9 protein-coding genes are annotated in these 14619 nt (G+C 74.9%); 8 read left to right on the top strand and 1 reads right to left on the bottom strand.

Going from position 1 to position 14619, the window contains the following annotated elements:
- The first annotated feature begins 295 nt into the window (after positions 1-295).
- From AB0761_RS31290 to AB0761_RS31255, 8 genes are all read left to right on the top strand, one after another.
- The gene (locus AB0761_RS31290) at positions 296-2104 is read left to right on the top strand and encodes a tyrosine-protein kinase family protein (protein ID WP_377272536.1); all 1809 of its coding nucleotides are present in this window, start codon (positions 296-298) and stop codon (positions 2102-2104) included.
- Complete coding sequence (locus AB0761_RS31285; RefSeq protein WP_377272535.1) at positions 2101-3309, top strand: glycosyltransferase; 1209 nt, start codon at positions 2101-2103, stop codon at positions 3307-3309. Before AB0761_RS31290 ends, AB0761_RS31285 begins: the two co-directional genes overlap by 4 nt.
- Positions 3306-4553: a GNAT family N-acetyltransferase gene (locus AB0761_RS31280; protein WP_377272534.1), complete on the top strand. Its 1248-nt coding sequence runs from the start codon at positions 3306-3308 to the stop codon at positions 4551-4553. The genes AB0761_RS31285 and AB0761_RS31280 overlap by 4 nt, the downstream gene beginning before the upstream one ends.
- Entirely contained in the window at positions 4553-6148 is a 1596-nt protein-coding gene (locus AB0761_RS31275; RefSeq protein WP_377272533.1) for a hypothetical protein, read from the top strand. Before AB0761_RS31280 ends, AB0761_RS31275 begins: the two co-directional genes overlap by 1 nt.
- Entirely contained in the window at positions 6145-7347 is a 1203-nt protein-coding gene (locus AB0761_RS31270; RefSeq protein ID WP_377272532.1) for a DegT/DnrJ/EryC1/StrS family aminotransferase, read from the top strand. Before AB0761_RS31275 ends, AB0761_RS31270 begins: the two co-directional genes overlap by 4 nt.
- A 294-nt stretch (positions 7348-7641) precedes the next feature.
- On the top strand, positions 7642-8232 hold the full coding sequence (locus tag AB0761_RS31265; protein ID WP_377272531.1) for a DUF6643 family protein: 591 nt from the start codon (positions 7642-7644) through the stop codon (positions 8230-8232).
- Between the two features lie 273 nt (positions 8233-8505).
- A complete protein-coding gene (locus tag AB0761_RS31260) occupies positions 8506-9405 on the top strand; it encodes an MOSC domain-containing protein (protein WP_377272530.1) in 900 nt (299 codons plus the stop codon).
- Positions 9406-9530: 125 nt separating this feature from the next.
- Positions 9531-11999: a right-handed parallel beta-helix repeat-containing protein gene (locus AB0761_RS31255; protein ID WP_377272529.1), complete on the top strand. Its 2469-nt coding sequence runs from the start codon at positions 9531-9533 to the stop codon at positions 11997-11999.
- A gap of 61 nt (positions 12000-12060) precedes the next feature.
- Here the strand turns inward: AB0761_RS31255 and AB0761_RS31250 are convergent, their stop codons facing one another.
- Positions 12061-14595, bottom strand: a complete 2535-nt coding sequence (locus AB0761_RS31250) for a hypothetical protein (protein WP_377272528.1) — start codon at positions 14593-14595, stop codon at positions 12061-12063.
- Between the last annotated feature and the right edge of the window lie 24 nt (positions 14596-14619).

Genomic DNA, 14619 nt, shown 5'->3' with positions numbered 1-14619 from the left:
GCACAACCGTCCGAGTAGTCCCGCGACCGCCGACGGCGGCCGGCCCTGCGGCATGCGTCCGCAGCCGGCCCCGTCCAGGCCAGCCATGGCGATACCGGCCTGACCGACCAGCAGCGAGGCACGGCCGCTCCCCTGGGGAGGGGGACGGCCGCCGTATCCGTGCCCCGCCATCGCCGTACGCACCGTGCGGGCTTGCGACGGCCCGCGAAGACGGCTGCGCCGGCACCGCAGGGAGCGTCCGCGAGGCGGCCGGTCCCGGCAGCACCAGCACACGATCGCGAGGGGAACTCCACCGGTGGAACCGGCAAACCATCTCACCGTCCTGCGGCGGCACTGGCGGCTGCTGGCCGGCTGCGCACTGGCCGCGCTCGTCATCGGCTGGCTGCTCACCCCGACCGGCACGACCGTGGACAACGGCAAGTGGGAGTGCAAGGTCAGTATCGTGCCGGCCGCGGGCTCCGGCGACACCGTCAAGATCGACCAGGTGATGTCCTTCGCCACCGGTTCGGACGTCGCCGAGGCAGCCGCCAGAAAGCTCGGCATCACCGACGTCCAGGCCCTGCTGACCCGCCGTGAGGTGTCCGTGGTCAGCCCGCAGATGCTGCAGTTCACCGCGCACGGTCCCACCCAGAAGGCCTGCTCCGACGTGGCCAGCGCCTTCGCCACCGCCACCATCTCCGGCTACGGCCGGGAGGCGCAGCGCAACGCCCAGGACTCCATCCTGGCCCTCCAGCAGCAGGCCACCGTCCAGCAGCGCCAGCTGGACTCGCTGAACACCGACTTCTCCACCGCCACCCACGCCACCCGGCTCAAGCTCCAGCCGCAGATCGACGCCGCCAAGGCGGCGGTCACCCAGACCCTCACCGACATCTCCAACCTGCAGAACGCAGCCCGCACCGACGCGGTGCGCCAGTGGGGCTCGATCGACAGCAACCCGGCCGCCTCCAACATCCTCACCGCGCCCAGCAGCCGCCCGCTGCGCCTCGCTCTGGCGGTGCTGCTGGGGGTGGCGCTGGGCGTGGTCGCCGCACTGATGCTGGACCGGCTGGACAGCAGGGTGCGCAACCGCAATGCCGCCGAGGAGGCCTTCGGGCTGCCGGTGATCGGCGAGATCCCGGTGCTCTCCCGGCGGCTGCGCCGGCTGCGCGAACCGGTGGTGACCGCCAGGCCGTCCGCGCCCGCCGCCGAGGCGTACCGCTCGCTGCGCTCCACACTGCTGCTCACCGGTCCGTCGTCGCTGGCGCTCCACGTCAAGGACGGCGAGGAGGACGGCGGCCCGGCCTCGGCCGCGCGGGCCTCCCGCCGGCTCGCCCACCCCGCGCCGGTGGTCATGGTGATGTCGGGCCGCAGCGGTGACGGCAAGACCACCACGGTGGCCAACCTGGCGGCGGCCCTGGCCGAGACCGGCCGCTCGGTCCTGGTGCTGGACTGCGACTTCCGGCATCCGCAGACCCATGAGCACCTGGGCAGCGGAAGCGGTCCCGGCATGGCCGAACTGCTGGCCGGCACCCGACCCCTCGGCATCGAGGACGTCATCCGGCCCACCAATGTCCAGGGGGTCACCCTGATCGGCGTCGGCAACACCAACGCCTACCCCGCCGCCCTGGTGATGCGGGCCGGCGAGGTGCTCCAGCGGGCCAGGCGCCATGCCGACCTGGTGCTGATGGACACCTCCCCGCTGCTGCACGCCAACGACGCCTACGACCTGGTGCAGCACGCCGACGCGGTGCTGGTGACGGCCCGCAGCGGCAATGTGACGCCCGAGCAGGCGGCCCGGGTGAGCGAACTGCTGGCCCGCACCGGGGTGCCGGTGGCCGGGGTCGCGCTGACCGCCTCCAGCTCGCCCTCCGGCGGACTGCCCCGGCTGGGGCTGCGCCGCTCGGAGTCGTCCGCGTCCGGTGCGGCCGTCACCCCGCTGGGCCGGGGCGCCCAGCCCAGGGGGCTGACCCGTCCGGCCGCCGGTGAGGGCGGCGTCCGGGAGCCGGAGCGGCCCGCCCCCAGCTGGGCCCGCGGCCGTGAGGGCGGCCCGCCGGAGCACCCCGCGGACGCCGGGTTCGCCGACGGCGCCGCGCCGGTCCGCCGCGCCGAGGGGGAGGACCGGTGACGGACGCCGCCGCGACCGAACCGACCGCCGACCCCGACTGCGCACCACCGCCGGCCCGTCCCCGCGACGGCCGCACCCGGGTGCTCTGGCTCGCCAAGGGCCTGGGCCGGGGCGGCGCCGAGCAGCTGCTGGTCAACTGCGCCCGGCGGCTCGACCAGGACCGCTTCGAGGTCGACGTCGCCTATGTGCTGCCGTGGAAGGACGCGCTGGTGCCGGCCCTGGAGGCGGCCGGTGCCCGGGTGCACTGCCTGGGCGGCACCCCCGGCACCCCGGGCCGCGCGGACCCGCGCTGGCCGCTGCGGCTTCGGCGGCTGGCCGTTGAGCGGGGGTACGCACTGATCCACACCCATATGCCGGTGCCCGCCGTGGCGGCCCGGCTGCTGGTGCGCGGCCCGGGGCTGCGCGGGGTGCGGCTGGTGCACACCGAGCACAACATGTGGGAGCGGTACCGGACCGCCACCCGCTGGGCCAACGCGGCCACCTACCGGCGCAATGACGCGGTGATCGCGGTCTCCCAGGCGGTGGCGGACACCGTCACCCGGCGCGGTCCGGGCGGCTGGCTGACCGTGGTGCACCACGGCCCCGACCTCTCCGGAGCGCCCAGCGGCCCGCAGGCGCGGGCCGCCGCACGGGAGCTGCTGGGCCTGCCGGCCGATGCCGTGGTGGTCGGCACCGTCGGCAATCTGACGGCCAAGAAGGACCAGCGCACCCTGCTGGAGGCACACGCCCGACTTCGGCACGCCCACCCCTCGGCGATACTGGTGCTGATCGGCTCCGGACCGCTGGAGGCACCGCTGCGCAGCCTGGCGGCGGCCCTGGGGCTCGGTACGGACGCGGTGGTCTTCGCCGGGTCGCGGTCCGATGTCCCCGCGCTGCTGCCCGCACTGGACGTCTTCACCCTGAGCTCCCGTCAGGAAGGGCTGCCGGTGGCCCTGATGGAGGCGATGACCAGTGGGCTGCCGGCCGTGGTGACCCGGGTCGGCGGGATGCCCGAGGTCCTGGACGACGGGGCGCAGGGGCTGCTGGTGCCACCCGGCGATCCGGATGCGCTCTGCCGGGCGCTGGCCCGGCTGGTGGCCGACCCCGGGCTGCGCGCGCGGATGGGCGCCGCGGCGGTGGAGCGGTCACGGCGGTTCGATGTGGCCGGGGCGCAGCGGGCCGTGGAGGCCGTGTACGAGCGGGTGCTGGGGGACGGACGCCGGTGACTCCCGCCTCCACCCCCGAACCCGTCCCCACCGAACCCGTCCCCAGCGAACCCGTCTACGCCGAGCCCGCGCCGCCCGCCGACCCGGCGTCCGGTCGCACCGCACCCGGCGACCGGCCCGACGGACCCGACGGGCCTCCACTGGTCCCGGGCACCGCCGACGAACTGCTGGTCCGCCCCTGGGCGCAGGCGGACGTCCCCCGGGTGCTCGACCTGCTCACCACTTCACTGGCAGGCGGTCCGACGGGTGAGCGCAGCGCCGCCTTCTTCGGCTGGAAGCATCTGGCCAATCCGTTCGGCGCCAGCCCCGGGCTGATCGCCGAGACCGCGGACGGCCGGCTCGCCGGGGTGCGGCTCTTCCTGCGCTGGGAGTACACCTCGGCCGGGCGCACCGTGCGTGCGGTACGGCCGGTCGACACCGCGACCGACCCCGGCTTCCGCGGCCGGGGCGTCTTCCGCAGGCTCACCCTGGGTCTGCTGGCCGAGGTCGCCGCCGACACCGAGCTGGTCTTCAACACCCCCAACGACCGCAGCCTCCCGGGATATCTGGCGATGGGCTGGCAGCAGGGCGGCCGGGTGCCGATCGCGGTACGCCCGGTGCGTCCCGCGGCCTTCGCCCGCGGGGTCCGCGGCGTGCTGGACCGGCGCGCCGCCCCGGCGCCGCCGAGCGACGCGGGGGCCCGCTGCCCGATGCCCACCGCCGCGGACTGGTTCGCCGCACTGCCCGGACCGCGCGGCGACGGCGAGGACGTCAGCGGCGAGGACGGGGGTCCGCTGGCCGAGCTGCTGCGGGAGCGGGCCGAGGCCGACGCCCGCGGATCCCGGCTGGCCACCCGCCGCTCCCCCGGCTTCCTGCGCTGGCGCTACGGCGACGCGCCGGGTCTGGACTACCGGGTGCTGACCGTCGAGCGGGGCGGCGAGCTGGCCGGGGTGGCCTTCGGGCGGCCCCGCCGACGCGGCCCGCTCACCGAGTTCACCCTCGCCGATGTGCTGGTACGCCCCGGGGACCGGGCCACCGCCGCGCGGCTGCTGAGGGCCGCCGCACGGAGCGGCTGCGACCATGTCGCCACGCATCTCTCCCCGGGCAGCGAGGCCGGCGCGGTGGCGCTGCGCTGCGGCTACCTCACCGCCCCCCGTACCGGGATGACCCTGGTGACCAGGGCCCCCGACGGCGGCCCCGGGCCGGCCGGCGACGCGGGCCCGGCCGCCTGGCGGTTCGCCCTCGGCGACCTGGAGGTCTTCTGATGGCCGGGCCCGGAGCGGCCGCCCTGGCCGCCCGCCGGGCCCAGGAGCTGCCGTGGGCGTCCCTCACCGCGGGGCTGCTGGTGACCGGCTATGTGGCGATGTTCGTCTGGGGCATGGCGCACACCACCTATGACACCTGGGGTGCGCTGCTGGTACTGCCCGCGCTGATGGCGGTGTCCACCCCGGTGCTGAGCCGGATCGCGGCCGCCAATCCCGAGCCGGACGTCTTCCGGCTGCTGATGACCGCGCTGAGCCTGAAGCTGCTCTGTGCCTTCCCCCGCTATCTGATGGCCTTTGTGCTGTACGGCGGCCAGGCCGACGCCAAGATGTACGACGCCAAAGGCCGCGCCCTGGCGGCCGTGCTCGAACAGGGCGTCTTCCACTACGACCTGGGGATGAAGGTCGCCGGGACCGGCTTCGTGGTCATCGTCACCGGTGTTGTGTATGTGCTGACCGGGCCCTCGCTGCTGGGCGGCTTCCTGGTCTACTCCTGGATGGGCTTCTGGGGTCTGCTGCTGTTCTGGCGGGCGGTGCAGATCGCCTTCCCGGAGGCGGAGTCGCGCCGCTACGCCAAGCTGGTCTTCTTCCTCCCCTCGCTGCTGTTCTGGCCGTCCAGCATCGGCAAGGACGCCTGGATGATGCTCTGCCTGGGCGCCACCGCCTACGGGATAGCCCGGCTGCTGGAGCGGCGCCGGGGCGCCTTCGCCTGGATCATCGCGGGGTCGCTGGGCACCGCGATGGTGCGGCCGCATGTGACGGTGCTGGCCGGGGCGGGGCTGGTGATCGGCTATGTGCTGCGGCGCCGCCCGCGGGAGGTCAGCGCCCTGGGACCGCTGCGCACCATCCTCACCGTGGTGGTGCTGGGGGTCGGCGTGATGCTGATGCTGCAGCAGGTCAACACGTTCTTCGGGACCGGCGGCTCGGGTGGCGGCTCGGTGGACCAGGTGCTCCAGGAGACCGCCCGCCGCACCTCCCAGGGCGGCTCCCAGATCGACGCGTCCGCCGCCGGGGTCAGTGACGACGACGCGGGGCCCACGGTCAGCCTGTCCCCGCTGGGGCTGCCGATGGCGGTGGTGACGGTGCTCTTCCGGCCGTTCCCCTTCGAGGCGTCCAATCTGCAGAACCTGGTGCAGTCGGTGGAGTGCTTCGCGCTGCTGGTGGTCTTTGTGCGTTCCTGGCCGCGGCTGCGGCAGGTGCCCAGGCTCTTCGTCCGCCGTCCCTATATGGCGTTCACCGTCGTCTACACCCTGCTCTTCTGCTGGGCGTTCTCCAGCATCAACAACATGGGCATCCTCTCCCGTGAGCGGGTGCAGGTGCTGCCGCTGGTGCTGGTGCTGCTGGTGATCCCCAGAGCCACCGTCCCCACCGCCGCGCCCGCCTCCACCACCGCGGCCGCGGCCCGCCGCCGGCTGACCGGGCGGCCACCCGAGCCCGTCACCACGCCGCCGCCGGGCCCCCGTCCGCTGCCGCTCGCCGAGGGTCCGGGGGACCGCCTCCCCGGCGGACGCGCCCGCGGGGGAGCGCCCCGCCGTCCTGTGCCACCGCAATCGCCGAACCGGCCGAACCGGCCTCACCTCAGGGGGATCGACAGATGACCGCAGACCAGGCCGCCTCACTACCCGCCGCTCTCGGCGGCACCCCCGCCTTCCCGCAGGGCCTGCCGCTCACCGTGGTGCAGGTGCCCGACCGCGAGGCGCTGCTGCAGCGTCTGGGCGCCGTACTGGACAGCGGCCGGCTGACCAATGGGCCGACCGTCGCGGAGCTGGAGGAGACCGCGGCCAAGCTGCTCCAGGTGGAGCATGTGGTGGCGGTCTCCAACTGCACGGCCGGGCTGATGCTGGTGCTCCAGGCCGCCGGGGTGGGGGCGGGCCGGCCAGTGGTGATGCCCGGCTTCACCTTCTCCGCGACCGCCCATGCCGCGCACTGGGCCGGCGGCGTACCGCTCTTCGCCGAGGCGCTGGAGGAGAACGTCACCCTTGACCCGGAGGACGCGGCCGCCCGGCTGGCCGCCGCCGACTCCCCGGCCGCCCTGATGGCCACGCATGTCTACGGCACGCCCTGCCGGGTGGAGCGGCTCCAGGAGGTGGCCGACGCGGCCGGGGTGCCGCTGGTGTACGACGCCGCACACGGCCTGGGCAGCCGCCGGGCCGGCGTGCCGGTGGGCAACTTCGGGCTGGCCGAGGTCTTCTCCATGAGCCCCACCAAGGTGGCGGTCGCGGGCGAGGGCGGGCTGGTCGCCACCCGTGACGGGGCGCTGGCGGAGACCCTGCGCTGCGCCCGCGACTACGGCAACCCCGGCGACTACGACACCCTCTTCCCCGGCCTCAACGCCCGGATGAGCGAGCTGCACGCCGCCGTGGCGCTCACCTGGCTGGCCGGGCTGGAGGAGCGGGTGGCCCACCGGGGTGCGCTGGCGGGGGAGTTCACCTCCGTGGTGGCGGGGATTCCCGGGCTGCGGACGGCGCAGCCGGACGAGGGCGACATCTCCACCTTCAAGGACCTGACCATGATCCTGGACCCGGACAGCTTCGGCCTCACCGCGCTGGAGCTCGGCCGGGCGCTGAAGGCGGAGGGCGTGGACACCCGGCGGTACTTCCATCCGCCGGTGCACCGGCAGCGGGCCTACGCGGGGCTGGGTCAGTCGGAGGCGCTGCCGCGCACCGACCGGTTGGCCGACTCGGTGCTCACGGTTCCGCTGTGGACGCAGATGGACGCCGCCACGGTGCGGCGTACGGCGGAGGCGGTGGTGCGCATCCACGGCAGCGCGGAACAGCTGCGGCTGCAGGGCGTCTGAGTCGCCGCTGGTCGGCGGCGTGCGGCGGGGCGCGCGGCAGAGCGCGCAGGATGGCGGGCGGGCACCTTCGGGGGCGCGCCCGCTGTCGCGCGCGCCCGGTCTGCTGGTGACATCTTGGGGCTGTTTTCGGGCGATGTCGAGCGTCATGTGCGGTGCTGCTTGACATCGATCCGGAGGTTCGATGACCGTTTTTCATACTTTCGATGGAAGTGTGCAGGCGAAGTATCGGCAAACACTCCAACTCCGTGCCCCACCACCCTCCTCAGCAGGCACACAGTGGCTTACCGTATGCGCATGACCTCCCGCTCCTTCGACGGAGTCGGCTACTACGCTCCGTCCTTCTCCTCCGACACCCCCATCTACGACAGCCTTGTCGCAGAACGCGGTGTCCCCCAGATCGCCCCCATCAATGTGCCGGCTGCCCTGCCGCCGGCCTTTCCCTCCCCCTACGACCAGCCGCGCTACGGCGGGTACGAGTCCGCCAGCAACCTGCCGGCGCTGCCTCCGGCCCGCCCGGCACTGGGACCCGGCCCGAGCTCCTACGCCCAGGCCCCGGCTCCCGCCCCGCAGTACGCGGCGCCGCAGGCCCCCCAGTACGGCGCCCCCCAGCCGTACCTGCCCGGCCAGCGGATGGCCGCCCCGCAGCAGGGCACCCCGCCGCACGGCATGCCCTCGATGCCGCAGGGCGGACCCGGCCAGCAGGGCGGTTACGGCTACCCGTCCCAGGGCCAGAGCTTCGGCGGCAACGGGCTGCGCCCGGCCACGGCGCCGATGGCCCCGGTCGCCCCCGTGGCGCCGGTGCGTCCGATGCCGCAGCGCCCGGCCGCGCCCAACCAGTACGGCGACCAGCAGCAGTACCCGCGTGGCGGGTTCCAGGGGTTCTGATCCACGGGGCCGGCGCCACCTCGCCGGCCGCACACCCGTCGTACGAGCCCGGTGCCGCAGCGCGCCGGGAGGAGGAGCAAGGGGGCCCTCCCGCCCCTCGTCGGGCCGGGAGGGAGGGTCGTCACCGGGCTGATCGGGATCTTCCGATCGGCCCGGTCGCATACCTGGCTGCTGCCGGCTGCTGCCCGCGCGCACCGGCGCCTGCTGCCGCCCGCCCGGTGGTCCGGGCCCGGCCCCGGGAGGCCGCGGCGGGACGCCTGAGACCATGAACCCATGCCGTACCTGAGCGCCCTGCACATCTACCCCCTGAAGTCCGCCCGCCGGCTGAGCCCCGCCGCCGCCCCGGTCGAACCATGGGGGCTGACCGGGGACCGGCGCTGGATGCTGACCGACCCCTCGGGCCGCTTCGTCAGCCAGCGGGACCTCCCCGGCCTGGCCCGGGTCCACATCCAGCCGCAGCCCGACGGCGGACTGCTGGCCAGCGCCCCTGGGACCGAACCGCTGCAGATCGCGCCGCCGTCGCTGGAGCGCGGCGACCCGGCCGCCGAGGTCTCCGTCTGGGCGAGCAGCTTCCTGGCCGCCGAGGCCGCCAAGGAGGCCCACCTCTGGTTCTCCGGGCTGCTCGGCACCGAGCTGCGCCTGGTGCATCTGGACGACCCCCGCCGCCGCCCGGTGGACCCCGACTACGCGCCCGGGGAGACGGTCTCGCTGGCCGACGGCTTTCCGCTGCTGCTGACCGCCACCGCCTCACTGCACGCCCTCAACGATCTGATCGCCGCCGGCCACCCCGGCGATCCGGTCGCGGGTGCGGCACTGCCCATGGAGCGTTTTCGGCCCAATCTGGTGATCGGCGACAGCACCGCCTGGGCAGAGGACGGCTGGCGGCGGATCCGGGTGGGCGAGATGCTGTTCCGAGTGGTCAAACCCTGCTCCCGATGCGTCATCACCACCACCGACCAGGAGGCCGGGATCGTCCGCGGTCCGGAGCCGCTGCGCGCCCTGGCCCGCCACCGCCGGTTCGGCAAACGCCTGGTGTTCGGGCAGAACCTGGTGCCGGAGCGCCCGGCCGGGCGGACCGGGGACGTCCTCGGCACCCTGCGGGTGGGCGATCCGGTGACGGTGCTGGAGGAGGGTCCGCGTCCACTGCCCGACAGGCGACCTGACCGGGCGTGACTTCCGCCCACCAGGCACGGATGATCACCTCCGAGGCGCTACGGTTGGGCAACGGCTCCGCCCTCGGCCGTCCCCGGGGGTGCGGCTGCAGCACGGCCGGACGAGAGGTGGGGACGCGTTCCGCTATGGGAGAGCAGAGGGTCCGAGTCACGCAGGACGGGGGCTCCCGCTGGCGGCGCCGGGCGGGTGAGTACGAGAGCCTGGCGGAGGCGGTCGCCGCCGCAGAGCCCGGCGACACCCTGACGCTGCGGCCCGGGACGTTCCGGGAGAACCTCGTGCTGGACAAGCCGCTGTCCGTGGTGGCGGCCGGCTCCCTCGGCTCGGTGCGCATAGAGCCCCCGGCCGGCCCTGCGCTGACGGTGCTGGCCGCGGCCTCCGTCCAGGGGCTGGTCCTGGAGGGCCAGGACACCTCGTCGGCGGCCGTACTGATCGACGGACCGGCCGCCGCCGCCGAGATCAGCGGCTGCCGCATCAGGACCGTCGCCGCGGTGGGCATCGAGGTCCGCGGCGGAGCCAGGCCCACCGTGCGCGGCTGCACCGTGGACAACCCCGGCGGACTGGGCGTACGGATCCGCGACGCGGCCGCCGGCTCCTTCGAGGAGTGCGAGGTGGGCCCCTGCGGGCAGGCCGGGGTGGCGGTGCTGGAGGGCGCCACCGTACGTCTGGACCGCAGCCGGATCCACCATGCCTTCGGCGCCGGGCTGCTGCTCACCGGCGACGGCAGCACCGCCGAGGCGGTGGAGTGCGAGATCTACGAGATCAACGGCACCGGGGTGCAGGCCGAGGCGCGGGCGGCCGGCCGGCTCACCGACTGCGAGGTGCACCGGGTCACCGGCAACGGACTCACCCTGGACAGCGGGGCGGTGCTCACCCTCGACGGCACCCGCATCCATGACGTCCCGGAGAACGGGGCGGACCTGCGCGGCCGCTCGGTACTCACCCTGGAACGCAGCACCATACGGTCCTTCGGCCGCAACGGGCTCTCGGTGTGGGACGCGGGCACCCGCGCCGAGGCGGCCTCCTGCGAGCTCCATGACTCCACCGGCGACTACCCGGCCGTGTGGGTCAGCGACGGCGCCCGGGTGTCGTTCACCGACTGCCGGCTGCACGATGTGCCGGACGCGCTCTTCGTCCTGGACCGCGAGTCGCACGCCGAGGTCGCGGACTGCACGCTCACCCAGATCCGCAGCTCCGCCGTCTCGGTGAGCGGCGGCGCCACGGTGCGGCTGGACCGCTGCCGGATCCAGGACGCGGGCACCGGCCTGTGGTTCCGCGACCAGGGCAGCGGCGGCACGCTGGAGGGGTGCGAGATCGCCGATGTCTCCACCGGGGTGATCATCGCCCGGGGTGCCGACCCGGTGCTGCGGTCGTGCACCGTGCGCGGCAGCGCGGACGCCGCGGTCTATGTCTCGGCCGGCGGTGCGGGCACCTTCGAGGACTGCCGGGTCTCCCACGGCAAGGGCTACGGCTTCCATGTGATCGACGGCTGCCGCCCGGTCCTCACCCGCTGCCGCGCGGAGCAGAACGCCCGCGGCGGCTTTGAGTTCTCCGAGCCCGGCCCGGTACTCGATGCGTGCAGCAGCGACGACCTCAAGCCGCAGACCGCCGTCGCCGGCGCGGCCCGTCCCTCGATCGTCGAGCATGCGGTGGGCGCCGGCGGCATCCTGGGCGGCGGGGCTCCGCTGGACGGCCGTATGCCGCTGCTCCCCGCCGCTCCTCTGGTCGACGCCACCGCCACCGCCACCGCCATCGCTCCTGCGGTCCGCGCCGCGGCCCCGGTCGGTGGCCACCGGGACGCCGACGAGGCACTGGCCGACCTGGACGCACTGATCGGCCTGGACACGGTGAAGCAGGAGGTCCGCACCCTGATCGATCTGATCTCGGTGGGCCGCCGGCGGCAGCAGGCCGGGCTCAAGGCCCCCTCGCTCCGCCGCCATCTGGTCTTCACCGGCTCCCCCGGCACCGGCAAGACCACCGTCGCCCGCCTCTACGGGGAGATCCTCGCCGCTCTGGGGGTACTGCAGCGGGGCCATCTGGTGGAGGTCGCCCGGGTCGACCTGGTGGGCGAGCACATCGGCTCCACCGCGCTGCGCACCTCGGAGGCCTTCGACCGGGCCCGCGGCGGAGTGCTCTTCATCGACGAGGCCTATGCGCTGGCCCCACCGGACGGGGCCCGCGACTTCGGCCGGGAGGCCATCGACACCCTGGTGAAGCTGATGGAGGACCACCGCGACGAGGTGGTGGTGATCGTGGCCGGGTACACCGCCGAGATGGAGCGCTTCCTGGACTCCAACCCGGGCGTGGCCTCACGTTTCTCACGGACCGTCACCTTCCCCGACTACTCCGCCGGGGAACTGCTGCAGATCACCCGTACCCAGTGCGCGGAGCACGAGTACCGGCTCGCCGACGAGACCGCCGAGGCACTGCTGGGCCACTTCGCCGCGCTGGACCGCGGACCCTCCTTCGGCAACGGCCGCACCGCCCGCCAGGTCTTCGAGACCATGGTCGAGCGGCACGCCGTGCGGGTGGCCCAGCTGGCCGACCCCTCCACGGAGGAGCTGCAACTGCTGCTGCCCACCGACCTTCCCGGCTGACGCCCGCAGCCTGCGTCCTGCCCGGCGGGCATGGCGTCGTCCGTGCGGGCCGCCGCGGCGGTCAGCGCAGCCGGGCGAGCAGGGCGGCGCGTTCCGCGGCGAAGGCCGGGTTGGTCTGGTAGCGCAGATGGCCGTCGATCTGGGTGGGCAGCGGGTCGGCGGGCGTGCGGCCGTAGGAGAGCGGATCGGTGAACGGGGGTGCGTCGACGGGCTCCTCGCTCCCGGCGGGGGGTACCTCCACGGGACCGCCGATCGGGTCGGTGCAGCGGTAGAGATTGCGCCAGGCCGGGACATGGCTGCGCAGCCGGACCAGGTCCTCGGTGGCCATGTAGGCGGGGAAGAACCTGCCGTACAGCCGCCGCAGCGGTGAGCCGTAGGTCAGCAGACTCACCTGGTGCCGCACCGCCTCGGGCAGCTGCCACAGCGCTGCCGCGGCGATCACCGTGCCCTGGGAGTGCGCGGAGACCACGACCCGGGAGCCCTGGCCGCGGCCGCACCAGGCACCGACGCAGGCCACCAGGTCGGGAACGGTCCGCTCCGCGTAGCAGGGCGGTGCGAAGGGGTGCGCGGCGCGCGGCCAGAAGGTGCCGATGTCCCACAGGATGCCCACCGTGCGGCGGGCGGCCGCGCCCTTGTAGGCGCGCCGGCCGAGGGTCACCAGGGTCACCACGGAAGTGCCGATCAGCCAGGAGCCCAGGGCCTGCGCGGTGTCGGTGGCGTAGGAGACCACCGTGGGGGTGCCGTCGGCCGCGTCGGCCGGTGCCAGATGGGTGACCAATGCTCCGGCCAGCGAACCCCCGCAGGCCAGCAGGGCAAACAGCGCCAGGGCGCCGATCAGCGGCGGGCCGGAGTCGGTGAGCCTGGCCCTGGCCAGCGCTCCGGCGATGGCGGCGGACCGCTCCGGGCTGCTGTCGCCGGGGGCGACGCCGTACTCGGCGGCCACCCGGGCGCTGAGGCGGCGCTGCTGGAGCAGCATCCGGCCGGCGGCGGCCAGCAGCAGCACGACGATCAGCAGCAGCACCACCGGGAAGCAGACGGCATGCCAGGTGAGCAGCAGCGGCGCGAGCGGCGCAGCGCCGTGGTGCTGCCCCGGTCCGGCGCCCCGGTTGAGCCAGTCCGCGGTCCACACCACCGCGCCGGAGGTGAAGAGCACGGCCACCCCGCAGGCCAGCATGGCGGTGGCCGGCCCTGCGAAGCCCCCCAGTGCGGGGCCTCCGGGGCCGCCGAAGCCGGGTGCGTGCAGGGCGCCCGGGTGCTCTCCGACGGGCACCGGGTCCGGCACCGGACCGGCCGCAGGGTGGTCCTCGGCGGCCGGTCCGGGGGACCGCCCCTGCTCCGGCACGGTCGCCGTACGGGGCGGCGGCGCGGGCGGGCCGTACGGCGCGACGGGCTGGTCGGCCGCGGGGCGGCGGCGCCTGCCGGCCAGTACGGCGGTGACCGCTGCCAGCCCTGCGACCAGGGCCAGTTGACCGGCGGCGAGCACCGTGAAGAGGACGGCCGCGCCGGGCAGCAGGTCGGCGGAGGTCCAGCCCGTGCGGCTCCAGCCCGCGTAGACGGCGGCGACGACGCAGATGCCGAGGGCGGCCCGGTGCAGATTGCGGACCACGGCGCCGTTGCCCTGGTCGTCCAGGATGTCCTCCCGCCGGACGCTGCCCACCAGGACGACCAGCACCCCCACCACGGTCGCGGCCAGCAGCGCGGCCAGCAGCGCCCCGGCACCGAGCAGGACCGTCGGCCCGCCCCGTGCCGTGTCCTGGCGCAGCGCGGGCACGATCAGGCCCGCGGCCACGGTGGCGAGGGCGGCGGCCAGGTGGGCTATCCGCAGCCGGCCGACGGCCCGCTTGCCGTACCAGAAACCGGCCAGTTCCATGGGCGCCTCGCGGTGCTCCGCTGCCCTGCCGTCGTCCGGCTGGTGGGCCTCGAAGGCGCTCCAGGTGCGGTGCGACAGCCAGCCCAGCAGGCCGACCAGGGCCAGCGGCACCAGTGCGGCGAGCGCGATCCGGCGGCCCGGCTGGTGCCACCAGTTGTGCGGATTGGCGGCGAAGTGCAGCCAGGACTGGTGGGCGGCGCAGTCGCCGCCTCCCGCGCACTGCCAGGCGATCTGGTCCATGGCCACCTCGCAGGCGCCGGCCGCGAACAGCACCGTGAGGACCAGCGCCAGCAGCCGCAGCAGCAGGTCGTAGAGCGCCCCGGCGCGGCGGTGCGGCACCGCGGAGCCGGGGGGCCGCATCCAGTGGGCGAGGTTGACCACCATGAAGGGGAGCAGCAGCAGCCACAGTGCCCGGGTACCGTCGCCGGAGGTGAGTCCGGACCAGCAGTAGGCCTCCTGGAGGGGGTCCGGCCGGCGGTCCGGCGGGGCGTCCTCGGCATGCATGTCCTGGCGTCTGCGGTAGAGGCCCGCGGTGTCGTCGCCCAGGATCCGGACCGGATGGGGGTCGGCCAGCATCTCGTCGGGGGTGGCTCCGCCGACGCCGTGGACCAGCAGTTCCAGGGCCGGTCCGGCGGTGGCGGGCCGGGCGGTTGCAGCGGGTTGCGGCCGGACGGGCAGCGCCGAGGGCTCCGGCGGGTGGCCCGGTCGCTGGGGTGCCTGGGTCATGGCGTGCTCTCCCCCGAGAGGCTG

The organism is Peterkaempfera podocarpi (genome assembly GCF_042466665.1).
Classification (GTDB): Bacteria; Actinomycetota; Actinomycetes; order Streptomycetales; family Streptomycetaceae; genus Peterkaempfera; species Peterkaempfera podocarpi.
Note: the sequence above shows the minus strand (reverse complement) of the source record. Positions and strands in the feature narration are given on the sequence as shown.

Bases quoted from the DNA above. Each gene is read 5' to 3' on its own strand.
- AB0761_RS31275 (WP_377272533.1), top strand. From the start codon at position 4,553: ATGGCCGGGCCCGGAGCGGCCGCCCTGGCCGCCCGCCGGGCCCAGGAG.
- AB0761_RS31270 (WP_377272532.1), top strand. From the start codon at position 6,145: ATGACCGCAGACCAGGCCGCCTCACTACCCGCCGCTCTCGGCGGCACC.
- AB0761_RS31265 (WP_377272531.1), top strand. From the start codon at position 7,642: ATGACCTCCCGCTCCTTCGACGGAGTCGGCTACTACGCTCCGTCCTTC.
- AB0761_RS31260 (WP_377272530.1), top strand. From the start codon at position 8,506: ATGCCGTACCTGAGCGCCCTGCACATCTACCCCCTGAAGTCCGCCCGC.
- AB0761_RS31255 (WP_377272529.1), top strand. From the start codon at position 9,531: ATGGGAGAGCAGAGGGTCCGAGTCACGCAGGACGGGGGCTCCCGCTGG.
- AB0761_RS31250 (WP_377272528.1), bottom strand. From the start codon at position 14,595: ATGACCCAGGCACCCCAGCGACCGGGCCACCCGCCGGAGCCCTCGGCG.